This window comes from Zhongshania sp., from assembly GCF_041584495.1.
Classification (GTDB): Bacteria; Pseudomonadota; Gammaproteobacteria; order Pseudomonadales; family Spongiibacteraceae; genus Spongiibacter.
In genome coordinates, this window is sequence record NZ_JBFHDY010000117.1 from 1 (window position 1) to 11,107 (window position 11,107).

Genomic DNA, 11,107 nt, shown 5'->3' on the forward strand with positions numbered 1-11,107 from the left:
TCCAAAGCGGTTTTGTTTGATGGTTGGCTAGCACCCCATTAACTATCGCTGAGCACACTCTGAGCACACAAGTTCTCAGAAGTGCCAAGGAGACCTTCTATGGCGTCTATCCGCAAGCTGAAAAGTGGAAAATTTCAGGCTATCGTGCGCCTAAAAAAACCTCAAGCCTGTCTACGGCACATCATGCAGACACCCGCTATTTAGCTTGCCGCCATACCGAATGACTGACGAACTTGCGCTTCTCCATTCGCGATCTCTTCTGCGGTCATCCAATGAAAGTGACTTTGCTGTTTGGTTTTAGAAAGTCGGCCGCCGCCTTGGTGCACTACCCGTACAAATAGCTCAAGACTATGAGCCGGCCAGTCGAGCAGCTTATTCAATGATTGACAGGCTTGGTCAAAACCAAGGAGAAAGTCTATCTCTTGCTGCAGATCTTGCTCGACAGTGCGTTCTAACGCTTTGTATAAAAACTCTGCCTGCTCCGTTGCGTCAAAGAAACGAAAGTACACGGCGTCATTACCCACTGCATGAATATCCGGTGTATCTGGCGAATAATAGGTGCGCGCCCTAATCGGTTTTGAAAAAGCCTCCAATACCTCTATGTATTCATCGAGATTCGCTAAAATGACTGCAGAAACAGGTAAGACAATCCCCTTCGGAGTAAACCCGGCGTTAGCCAATACATCATGTATCAAGTAGCGGTGGATACGGCCATTACCATCCATGAATGGATGAACAAACACGAAACCAAAGGCGATAATGGCAGCGTATATAACTGGATCACACTTAAGTCTCATCGCCTCATTATCGGCTTCTGAGACTATGCCGTCGCCGACCGTACTTTGCACAAAGTTAAGCAGCCTTGCGCGTGCGGAGGTTTCCTGCAAGCCCATCATCAAGGCGGGAACATCTTCAGGTCGCGGAGGTACGAAGTCGATCTGTTGCCTGTAGCCGAGATCTCTGCCCACCCAATTCTGTTGCTGACGCCAAGTAAACTCGTGGAAGCGCGTATCAACCACTGCTTGCTGCAACTCTACTAACCGGTCTTCTGTAACATCTAAGCTGGTGTCGGCTTCGCGCAAAAGGTCTGCAAAGCGCTGCGCCCGATCGGCAGAAGGCTTCTCACGCTCCACTTCAAAGGAAGATTGGGTTTCCTTTAAATACAAAAATGCTGCCGCCCGGCGAAGCAGGTCTTGATCGTACTGCGCCAAAGTCTCTCGCGTTCGCTGCCGCAAGTTTTTGTTAATCATATCCACAAGAAAGTTAGTTCGACGCACCATCGGACAAAAGTCAGGTGTACCGAGCAAGTTATTCACTACGCGATAACGTGTATCCCGCTGGGAAACACCAGAGCCAAACTGAAGCCCGGTATCGACCACATCTACATAGCGAGGGCGAGATGTTACTGGTTCATCGATGGGTAACTGGCTTGCGCATAACCACTCGTATAGAAAGCACGCTCGCCGCGCATAGGCAGAGTTAGGGCTTTGACTTATCCAATCTACCAACTGCTCGGTTGCGATGGCCGGAAACAGTAAGGCGAGTAACTGTAAGTTAACCCCCTCGTAACGCAAAGCAAACTGAAGATGGCCCACTAAACTATCGTCAGGCTGATAGCGCTTTTCAAATAACTGGATACGATGCGTACCTAGATCCTGTTGTGCACGACCACGCGTGCTGGAATCGATATAACAATGCTGCCATAGATCGATTACAGGAAGTTGATATCGCTCTTTAAGCCAGCTATAGCCTATAACTGTTCTCATAGCTTTCCATTTACCCTATAACGATCTGAAATCAGTTCGCAACCTCAGAAAATAGTTCGCGATTATTAATTATGCAAGAGATTCTATCGCAACATCATCTCCGCAGCCATTCTTCAGAAGATCTAGCTATTAGCGAACGAAATAACGAGTAATGCGAACAGTTTTCTGAATCGTTAACTACGCGCTTAACACCGACCTTAGGCCGTATCAATAAGGTTAAGGATGTAACACGAACAGTCGTTTATTTAAGATTTATGTGGGCCAAGAAAATAACAGGAGTTGAGTACCACGACTTCACTACATAGTTTTGGCGGTGTGTTTGAGCACACTCTGAGCGCACTTACTAACAAAACCATCCCAATCCGAGCCCACCCACCCGATTGCAAGCCATTGATAAATAAGATAAAATAGCTTAAACCAGCCTGTTAATCATTAGGTCGCTGGTTCGAGCCCAGCAGGCGGAGCCAAACAAATAAAGGGCTTACCGAAAGGCAGGCCCTTTTTTGCATCCGGATTCCAGCGCTACGTTCAATTGCCTGCCATTAATATGGTCGCATCATCAACAATAAATACCTCACAACCCTGTCCTATAAAAATGTCGCCGCTATAGAGCACACTCTGTCATTGCTACTTGTGAGCAAAACCAGCTCGGTGCACACTGCGTGACTACCGACAAAGGAGAATGCCGTGGACGCCATTCTTGTATGGATAAGTGACAACCCCAACTACAGCCACTATTTGGTGTTTAGCCTCGCCTGCGTTGAGGCCGCTGTAGGAATAGGTCTATTTATACCCGGCGCAGTGCTACTAAGCGTCGCAGTGTTTCTTTACACCCAGCAGCTTATTCGCATCGAAGAGTTGCTCCCGCTCGCATTTGCCGGTGCGGCAATTGGCGACCAAAGTGGCTACTGGATTGGGCGCTGGATCGGCCCAGTATTCCACACCACCGCCTTTGCAGGACGCAACCGGCAACACATTGAACGCACTGAAGCTTTAATTCGTCGTTACGGCTGGGGCGCTATTTTAATAGGGCGAATAATTCCCGCAATCCGCAGTATTGTTCCACTCATAACCGGTATCAGTGGGTACAGTGTTCTAAAATACATTCTTTTTGATTTACTGGCCGTTGGCATCTGGACCTTATTGCTCGGTTTGGCCGTGGTCGGCACTAGCGGCTTATTTACCAGCTGAACATGTCTGCCTGACGACGAGATGTATCGCGGAGCACAAGCATAAATCATCAATGCGGTGCTCGTAGGCTTAACCCTGAGCCCAGGCATGTAGAAACCGACCAACGCTTTTGGCTACCCGTGGTAATTCGCCTGTAAGGCGATGCTCCGAGGCGCTTCTAAAAAGGCACAATACCCTTTTGAGCCGAGAATGGTAAATGTCATTGAAACTAGAATCGCCATCGGAGGAACGACTGAAATCTTGATAGCTATTGCGCGATGAATCGTGACTATCACTATTCATCGCGCTAGGCACCTACGTATCGTCACCTATCTCAGAGTAAGTTAGCCCAGTGAATAGCGGATTAGAACTATCCGAAACACCATCGTCGATGATTCCTACTTGCCGGCCCAGTACGCCGGACGCACCAACCTCACCTTTAACCGTAACAGTAAGATCGTCCACCGCATCCCAGACTAGCTTCAGGCGCAAGGTTTTCTCTTCTCTGAGGGGCTAATCACGACCCATGGTAAGATTTTCTACGTAGCCGCCAAATTCACGAATGCGCGCCGAAAAACGCAAACCAACACGATCGGACACCGGCCCTGACAAACTTAGGTCGAAAACCAGCTCGCCATGTTTCGCCTCATATACTGCCGACACCATGCCGTCAAACTCATCACTGGGTCTGGCTGCAATGATACTTTATAGCGCCAGCGATGCGGTTCTCAGCATAGGGTATATTCCCCAGCACGAGCAAGCTGGGCCCGACCGTAGTAGGCACTATCAACATACATGCCAACCGACTGTTCAACGCCCAGATTAATACCTGAACCAATACCACGGATATAAATAGCTGCTCCAATGCCGCTCTCCGACATGGTCAGATTCAACATATAAGCCTGAATATCCTAAATTTTATTAAGCCCCGCCGCCATCTTGTCACCCGACATAGCGCCGACTAAAGCCGGTACATCTTGGGGACTTTGCTCACGCAATTGCGCCGCAACAATGACCTTTTCTAGCACGGCGCTATGGAGAGTTGATGGTAGAAGCAGTAAAGCAGCACAACAGGCACTACTAAGAAATTTAGGGATACAGCGCTTAAGCATAAGGACTCCAGACGCACATTTATTTTTATTGTAGAGAAAGCAAAGCCAGTATAACGATACAGCATGGCAACTCAATGCATTAGTGGTGGTGACATTAAACCCTGCCCCAGCACGCGCAGCCAAATGACGCAGCAATTACATCGCCAGCATGCAGGCTGAATCGATGCCGCTTTATTTGAACTACATCCGCCTTAGCCATTTTTGCGGAGACTGGGCTATACTCATCGCTGACCACCCTTGTTATTATTGCGAATAAATCAATGCTGAATATACCCATGTGGAAAACCAGAAGTACCAATTTCAGTACAACGATAAGTATTGTGCTACTGAGCAGTGGTCTGACAATTCTGCCAGCGCAGGCGGACCCTGAATTTAGCAATGCCCACAAAAAAATCGAGCGAGCCATTGAAACCGCGGCGCGTAAAAGCCCAGTAGATGCAATGTGGCTTCGACACGACGCCTTATTGATTGCAGTCAACAAAGACAAAACTAATGCCAAAAATTACGCTAAAGGCATTTGTGAATTTTTGGCGGAAAATGGCTTTGCGGCGCAGCACACAAGCGTCGTTATTGCCGACCAAGCCATGCTACGCAAGCGCAATCAAGTCATAAAATTAAGCGAGCGACGCTGCGATTAAACCGAGGTTTGAGGTTTAATCGCCTTAAGAACCCGTCTCAAAATGGCCAGACCAAGGGAACAATCAGAATAGTCGTCACCCCCACCAGAACAGTGAGCGGCACCCCAATTTTAAAGAAATCGCTAAAACGGTAGTCGCCTGGGCCGTAGACCATAAGATTGGTCTGGTAGCCAATAGGTGTCGCAAAGCTCGCTGAGGCCGCCATCATCAAAGTGACCGCAAAAGGCAACATGCTAACCTCAAGCTGCTGACTCGCCGCCAAGGCGATGGGGAACACAATCACAGCGGCTGCTAAATTTGAAATAACGGCGGAAAACAACGTGGTCACCACAAAAATTGCAACCAAGGTTGCGATAGGGGAACCCGCCGCAGCCCCTACAATTTCCCCGGCAATAACAGCAGCCGCACCGGTAGATTCCAGCGAACCGCCCAGAGCTATCGATGCGGCAATGACAAGTAAAATCTGCCAATCCACACTCCGACGCGCATCCGCGGCACGAATACAGCGAGTCGCTACCAACAGACCCGCAGCAAGAAATGCGGCTTTGAGCATCGACAACCAACCAATGGCAACAGCCGCAACCATCGCAACCATGATAATACCCGCACGAAAACGATGCTCATGACGCACTGGTCGCGAGTTTTCTATTTCACTAACCAATAGAAAATCCCGTGAATAGCGCTGGTTGGGCACAAAATCTTCATAGGCCTCAAGCAACAAGGTATCACCTGGCTCTAATTCGACATCGCCAATTCGGCCCTTAAGCTGCTCACCATTACGGGAGATCGCGATAATCGCCGCACCGTAATTGTTACGAAATTTCATGTCCCGAACCATACGCCCCAAGTGAGGAAAATTCGGTGAGATCACCACCTCAGCCAAGCAGCGCGATAGATTATTTTCGCCTAATTTAAACGCTTGATCCTCGGCTAAACGCAGTCCGTGGAAATTCTTCAAGTCCACCACTGAACGCACATCACCCGCAAAGATCAGGCGATCCCCCGCCATCAGGATTTCTTTGGGCGAGACCACCGTCATTAAGCGCTCGTCACGCACAATTTCAATAAGGAACATGGCGGGCAACTGCCGTAAACCAGCTTCTTCAATCGACTGGCCAATCATAGGGCTACTGTCGTCCACCATCATTTCGACAATATATTGCCGGGTATCGCCAAAACGCTCAGATTTGCCTTTGCTCGACGGGAGCAAGCGACTGCTTGTTAAAATTGTAAAACCAATAACCAAAACAACACAGGGCAAACCTACCCACGCCAGATCGAACATGCCTAACGCTTGCTCTGGAAGCGAATGCAGCAACATACCATTAACAACTAAATTGGTACTGGTGCCAATCAAGGTGCAGGTACCGCCAACAATCGCGGCGTAGCTAAGGGGAATCATCAACTGAGAAACAGGCAAATTATTGCGCTTTGCCCAGTCTCGCACCGCAGGAATCATCATTGCCACAACGGGGGTGTTATTAAGAATCGTACTAAAGGCCGCCACTGGCGCCATTAGACGAAGCTGCGCTACCCGCGCCGACCTTGGCCGGCCCAACATACTGTGCGAAATCCAACTGACCACACCGGTTTCAGAGAGTGCTTGAGCAACAATAAATAACACGCCAACCGTGACCATCCCCTCATTCGACATCCCCGCTAACGCCTCTTTTGGAGATAACACCCCGAGCAATAGCAAGACAACAACGCCACCGCATAAGATCATATCCGGCGGGCGACGGCTAAATATTAAGGCCACTAGGCAGGCAGAAATGACCCCCAAAACAATCCATGCATCAACGCTGAACATCATTAAATTACATGTTCCCGTAGAAGAACTGGAAGCGATCAATAAAATTAGTGAGACTGGTCATTGGCAAATCGTTAATACCCGCCGCTGCCGCACGGCCACCACCGGTGGCAAATTGTCGACAGAACTCGTCGGCGCCGCGCTTATTACTTAAGGGGGCACGGATACTGACGAGATAGTTGCCATCTTGCTTTTCAGTGAGCACGGCGTGAGCACGATCGGGACTAGCATTGGCGAGGTCATTACTATATACGCCACTCACCCTGCGTGCCCAGCGCTCGTCCGGCAGTATAAATACCGCCGTCGCCTTATCGCTGTGAGCCGCTGGCAATTCACTGGCGGCGCGCATATCGTTTTTATAGCCTTCTTCAAGCTGAGAAAAAGTTTCCTTCGCTTCGCGCATAAAAGCTCGCGGACTCGCGAAGGGAGCAATGCTGCGATAGAGCGCTTCAGGGTCAAAGTGCAAATCTTCAATACTCGCGCCATAGCCATTGTAATTAAGGTAGATCCCTAAATTCTCGAGCAGCTCTAATTCAGCGGCACTGAGGTCAAGGGGCTTAGCCACCGCCAAGGCGCTATTGCGCAAATTATCACCAAAAGCGCCAACAACGGCCCACTCTGCAAATTGGCCCTTTAGCATGCCATTCACCAATAAACTGGTACACACGTCAGACGCCGTATTGATGTGCGTAGTTAACTTAGCATGCCGCGGGATATCACCAGCAAAATGATGATCAACGTAAGTTACCTCGGCGCCCGCCTCCAGCGCCGCCTCTAAACCCACACGGTTTTTATCGAGCGAGACGTCCAACACCGTGAGCCGATCGCCCTCGCTAACCGTTACCCGACCTAATAAATCGATATCACGTTTTACGCCGGTAACAAGACGACTCTCCACCGGGTTTGCATTGCGCAATTGCACCAGCGAACACAAACCGTCGGCATCGCCGTTAAACACATCTATATAAGCCACATTAACTTCCTTATTTTTTAACGGACCATTTGACCGAATGTACTCTGGCTCAATAGCCCAATGATTGATTTATAGCCTTAAGGGCCGCCAAAGGATTCGCACTACGCGTAACTGGCCGCCCAACAACTAAATAACTGCTGCCCATCGCCATCGCAGCGGCGGGTGTCGCTACTCGCGTCTGGTCACCGAGTTCGCTTCCGGCCGGGCGTATCCCTGGCGTCACCAGCAAAAACTGGTCTGAACTTTGCGCACGCAATATTGGCGTTTCCTGTGCAGAGCAGACCACCCCATCTAAACCACAGTCGGCAGTCAGCGCCGCGAGCCGCGACACCTGGGCTGGCGCATCACCCGCCACGCCAACAACCGCCAAGTCATCACTATGCATCGACGTTAACACCGTGACAGCAATCAGCAAGGGCGCGTCTTTACCGTAGGGCAGCAAGGCCATTTTAGCAGCCGACATCATTTTTGCGCCGCCACTGGCATGCACATTCACCATCCACACCCCGAGTTCGGCGGCAGCGGCCACTGCCGCGGCCGTGGTATTGGGAATATCGTGAAATTTTAAATCGAGAAACACGTCAAAACCGCGCTGCTGAAGGCTTCTTACTACCTCTGGACCAAATAACGTAAAAAGTTCTTTACCGACTTTTAGACGACACTGACTTGGATCCAATTGATCAACCAACGTATCTAATTCGGCACGCCTTGCAAAATCCAAGGCAATAATGACTGGGGAAAGTGGTGTTCTTGAACTCATAATATTTGCTTAATCACCCTGGGTTCCACGAATGGGCGTTATGGTACCCCACTGCTCACAGCTGGGACACAACCAGTGCAACTTTTGTCCGGAAAAGCCGCACTGTCGGCAGCGATAGGCCGGGCGCTCTGCGCGCAATTTCAGCAAAACCCCTTGCACCAGTTCCAGAGTTTGACCGTTTCCCGCCCCTGGCTGCTCAAGCACCTTTGCCAATAATCCGAGGGTAGGTCGCTGCCGCGCTGCATCTAATAAATATTGAAGCGTTAACTCGCTGTCGTCCTTGGCCGCCATCAACTCTGCCGCTTCAATAATAAAGGCTGAGCTCTCGGTATTTTTAGCAATACCAAGCAAGGCATCCAAATAGGCATCTCGCCCACCAAAACGAGCAAAGGCCTCGCGAAACACAGGCAGCATTTCCGAACTAAACGCCGCCTGCCTATCGATGGCGGTATACAGCAAGTCCAGCGCCAGCTCGGGTTTATTTTGTTTTAGTGCAATATTGGCCGACAGCATATAGGCGCGAACATTATCTCGATCAAACTGCCGGGCGCTTTGCAGAGCCACGATCGCCTCTTTGTAATTGTGTTCGGCCAATAGTAACTGGGCTTTTTCGCAATAAAAATGACTTAAGGCGCGCTCAACTCGGCGATCCACAGGCCCCGCCACAGGGGCTTTTTTCAGCCAACTGCGGGGCGGCAAGCGACGCAGCGCGACGGCTATAGCGTGATCCCATTCACGCTCTGTTTGATAAATATGCTGCAAATGCTCTAAGGCATCAGCGCGAAACACCTCCGACTCATCAACCACATCTTTCAATAAGCGCTCAGCGCGATCTAACACACCGGCAGAAATATAATCTCGAGCCAGTTCTAAGTGAACTTGATGAAGTTTTTCTCGGGGCAGGCTTGGCCGCGACAGCAAATTTTGATGGACACGGATCGCGCCATCAACCTCGCCTTTACTGCGCAGTAAATTACCTAGCGCCAAATGAGTAGGAAGTGTTTCAATATTAACAGGCAAATCATTAATTACCGTCATCACCGCAGCATCAGGCTGCTCGCTCAGCAAGTAATTAAGACCTTTATAATACGAGCTACTGGTATCAGTGTCCTTTTTTTCAAACCATGGCCGATAGCAATAACCCGCTAACCACCCCGCTGCCACCGCGACCACAAACAACAAAAACTGCAGTAACTCATCGCTCATGTAAACTCAGACACCCGCACCACGACTCTCCACAACCGCTTTACCGGGCTTAGCAGCCAGCTGGCGGCGCAGACTCAATCGGGATGCCTGAAGGCGCAATATAGCAATTGACGCGGCCAAGAGACCGCAGACGCCACCCAAAAAGAACGCGAGTATTATCCAGGTTGACAGACGTTGCGCGGGAAGCTCTGCAACCAGAATATTCAGCGGCACAAGCGCATCGTTTTCGAGGGTAAAAAGTAAACCCAAGGCCAGCACAACGAATAATAATACCAACACTAATATCGAACCTATGAGGCGCATCTAGTTTCATCCACACAAAAAAAAACGATATAGCCAAAGACCATACCGTTTCTTAAAAAATAACGCCAGCAGATACCGCAACTAAGCGCCTGATTGAATACTCAGGTTTACCCGCTCGCGTAATTCTTTACCAGGTTTGAAATGAGGAACATATTTACCAGGCAGCTCAACTGTATCACCGGTTTTTGGATTCCGCCCCATGCGAGGCTCCCGATAGTGCAGTGAAAAACTGCCAAAGCCGCGTATTTCTATACGATCGCCAGTCGCCAAGACCTGAGACATGTGCTCAATCATGGTTTTTACTGCCAACTCAATGTCCTTGTGAGACAGCTGAGGCTGGTGCTCTGCGATTAGTTCTATTAACTCGGATTTGGTCATTGCTTGTTCCCGTTGTCGCCAACATTCAAGCCTAGCTTAGCATTTTTTTGCATATAAGCCAGATAGTTACGCGCACTTATCACGATAAGTGCGCGCTACGCAGACCTTAGTCTTTGTTTTCCATCTGAGCTTTGATTAAGTCACCGATAGTGGTTGCAGGTGCAACGGTCTCAGTGTCCTTCTCACGCAGTGACTTAACGGCTTCTTTCTCGTCGTCAACGTCCTTGGCTTTAATAGACAAGGTCATTGTGCGATTCTTGCGATCAACACTGATAATCTTAACTTCAACGGTCTCACCCACTTTAAGGGCGTTACGCGCATCTTCAACTTTATCACGGCTAATTTCAGAAGCTTTCAGTACACCTTCCACTTCTTCGCTCAACACGATGATAGCGGCTTTAGCATCTACTTCTTTAACAACACCATTTACAATGGCGCCTTTGTCGTTTTCAGCAACATAGTTAGAGAACGGGTCGTCTTCAAGCTGCTTGATGCCCAAAGAAATACGCTCGCGCTCAGGATCGATAGACAGGATTACAGTCTCGATCTCGTCGCCTTTCTTGAACTTACGCACGGCCTCTTCGCCAGTTTCATTCCAAGAAATGTCTGACAAGTGCACCAGGCCGTCGATGTTGCCGTCTAGACCGATAAAGATACCGAAGTCAGTGATCGACTTGATAGCGCCCTTGATCTTGTCGCCTTTAGTGAACTGGCCACCGAAAGCATCCCATGGGTTTTGCTGGCACTGCTTGATACCCAAAGAAATACGACGACGCTCTTCGTCGATATCCAGGATCATCACTTCTACTTCGTCGCCAACATTAACCACTTTAGAGGGGTGAATGTTTTTGTTGGTCCAATCCATTTCTGAGACGTGAACCAAACCTTCAACGCCTTCTTCGATTTCAGCGAAGCAGCCGTAGTCAGTCAGATTAGTAACCTTGGCTTTAACCCGTGAATTCTCTGGGTAACGGCCTTTGATAGCCACCCA

The 11,107-nt window shown here is 49.5% G+C and carries 13 protein-coding genes; 2 read left to right on the forward strand and 11 right to left on the reverse strand.

Going from position 1 to position 11,107, the window contains the following annotated elements:
- Positions 1 to 200: 200 nt before the first annotated feature.
- The gene (locus ABYP33_RS15255) at positions 201 to 1,766 is read right to left on the reverse strand and encodes a Fic family protein (RefSeq protein ID WP_373092020.1); all 1,566 of its coding nucleotides are present in this window, start codon (positions 1,764 to 1,766) and stop codon (positions 201 to 203) included.
- Positions 1,767 to 2,453: 687 nt separating this feature from the next.
- On the opposite strand from ABYP33_RS15255, the gene ABYP33_RS15260 reads away from it, so the two are divergent.
- A complete protein-coding gene (locus ABYP33_RS15260; protein WP_373092021.1) occupies positions 2,454 to 2,957 on the forward strand; it encodes a DedA family protein in 504 nt (167 codons plus the stop codon).
- Between the two features lie 492 nt (positions 2,958 to 3,449).
- Here the strand turns inward: ABYP33_RS15260 and ABYP33_RS15265 are convergent, their stop codons facing one another.
- The 3 genes from ABYP33_RS15265 to ABYP33_RS15275 all read right to left on the reverse strand — a co-directional run bounded on the left by ABYP33_RS15265 (position 3,450) and on the right by ABYP33_RS15275 (position 4,048).
- Positions 3,450 to 3,602, reverse strand: a complete 153-nt coding sequence (locus ABYP33_RS15265; protein WP_373092023.1) for a hypothetical protein — start codon at positions 3,600 to 3,602, stop codon at positions 3,450 to 3,452.
- Between the two features lie 62 nt (positions 3,603 to 3,664).
- Positions 3,665 to 3,832: a hypothetical protein gene (locus ABYP33_RS15270; RefSeq protein WP_373092024.1), complete on the reverse strand. Its 168-nt coding sequence runs from the start codon at positions 3,830 to 3,832 to the stop codon at positions 3,665 to 3,667.
- Positions 3,833 to 3,847: 15 nt separating this feature from the next.
- The gene (locus ABYP33_RS15275; protein WP_373092025.1) at positions 3,848 to 4,048 is read right to left on the reverse strand and encodes a hypothetical protein; all 201 of its coding nucleotides are present in this window, start codon (positions 4,046 to 4,048) and stop codon (positions 3,848 to 3,850) included.
- A 260-nt stretch (positions 4,049 to 4,308) separates the two neighbouring features.
- Here ABYP33_RS15275 and ABYP33_RS15280 point away from each other — a divergent pair, with 260 nt between their 5' ends.
- Positions 4,309 to 4,686: a hypothetical protein gene (locus tag ABYP33_RS15280; RefSeq protein WP_373092026.1), complete on the forward strand. Its 378-nt coding sequence runs from the start codon at positions 4,309 to 4,311 to the stop codon at positions 4,684 to 4,686.
- A gap of 37 nt (positions 4,687 to 4,723) precedes the next feature.
- Here the strand turns inward: ABYP33_RS15280 and ABYP33_RS15285 are convergent, their stop codons facing one another.
- The 7 genes from ABYP33_RS15285 to ABYP33_RS15315 all read right to left on the reverse strand — a co-directional run.
- Positions 4,724 to 6,499, reverse strand: coding sequence for an SLC13 family permease (locus ABYP33_RS15285; RefSeq protein ID WP_373092027.1), 1,776 nt, complete (start codon positions 6,497 to 6,499; stop codon positions 4,724 to 4,726).
- Positions 6,500 to 6,503: 4 nt separating this feature from the next.
- The gene (locus ABYP33_RS15290; RefSeq protein ID WP_373092028.1) at positions 6,504 to 7,469 is read right to left on the reverse strand and encodes a DHH family phosphoesterase; all 966 of its coding nucleotides are present in this window, start codon (positions 7,467 to 7,469) and stop codon (positions 6,504 to 6,506) included.
- 49 nt (positions 7,470 to 7,518) lie between these two features.
- A complete protein-coding gene (pyrF, locus tag ABYP33_RS15295; protein WP_373092029.1) occupies positions 7,519 to 8,229 on the reverse strand; it encodes an orotidine-5'-phosphate decarboxylase in 711 nt (236 codons plus the stop codon).
- 9 nt (positions 8,230 to 8,238) lie between these two features.
- The gene (locus ABYP33_RS15300) at positions 8,239 to 9,435 is read right to left on the reverse strand and encodes a tetratricopeptide repeat protein (RefSeq protein WP_373092030.1); all 1,197 of its coding nucleotides are present in this window, start codon (positions 9,433 to 9,435) and stop codon (positions 8,239 to 8,241) included.
- 6 nt (positions 9,436 to 9,441) lie between these two features.
- Positions 9,442 to 9,738, reverse strand: coding sequence for a LapA family protein (locus ABYP33_RS15305; protein ID WP_373092031.1), 297 nt, complete (start codon positions 9,736 to 9,738; stop codon positions 9,442 to 9,444).
- An 81-nt stretch (positions 9,739 to 9,819) separates the two neighbouring features.
- Entirely contained in the window at positions 9,820 to 10,116 is a 297-nt protein-coding gene (gene ihfB / locus ABYP33_RS15310; RefSeq protein WP_008247153.1) for an integration host factor subunit beta, read from the reverse strand.
- A gap of 106 nt (positions 10,117 to 10,222) precedes the next feature.
- On the reverse strand, positions 10,223 to 11,107 hold an 885-nt coding region (locus ABYP33_RS15315; RefSeq protein WP_373092032.1), incomplete at its 5' end, for a S1 RNA-binding domain-containing protein.

Bases quoted from the DNA above. Each gene is read 5' to 3' on its own strand.
- ihfB (WP_008247153.1), bottom strand. From the start codon at position 10,116: ATGACCAAATCCGAGTTAATAGAACTAATCGCAGAGCACCAGCCTCAG.
- ABYP33_RS15270 (WP_373092024.1), bottom strand. From the start codon at position 3,832: ATGTTGAATCTGACCATGTCGGAGAGCGGCATTGGAGCAGCTATTTAT.
- ABYP33_RS15285 (WP_373092027.1), bottom strand. From the start codon at position 6,499: ATGATGTTCAGCGTTGATGCATGGATTGTTTTGGGGGTCATTTCTGCC.
- pyrF (WP_373092029.1), bottom strand. From the start codon at position 8,229: ATGAGTTCAAGAACACCACTTTCCCCAGTCATTATTGCCTTGGATTTT.
- ABYP33_RS15275 (WP_373092025.1), bottom strand. From the start codon at position 4,048: ATGCTTAAGCGCTGTATCCCTAAATTTCTTAGTAGTGCCTGTTGTGCT.
- ABYP33_RS15255 (WP_373092020.1), bottom strand. From the start codon at position 1,766: ATGAGAACAGTTATAGGCTATAGCTGGCTTAAAGAGCGATATCAACTT.
- ABYP33_RS15265 (WP_373092023.1), bottom strand. From the start codon at position 3,602: ATGGTGTCGGCAGTATATGAGGCGAAACATGGCGAGCTGGTTTTCGAC.
- ABYP33_RS15300 (WP_373092030.1), bottom strand. From the start codon at position 9,435: ATGAGCGATGAGTTACTGCAGTTTTTGTTGTTTGTGGTCGCGGTGGCA.
- ABYP33_RS15280 (WP_373092026.1), top strand. From the start codon at position 4,309: ATGCTGAATATACCCATGTGGAAAACCAGAAGTACCAATTTCAGTACA.
- ABYP33_RS15305 (WP_373092031.1), bottom strand. From the start codon at position 9,738: ATGCGCCTCATAGGTTCGATATTAGTGTTGGTATTATTATTCGTTGTG.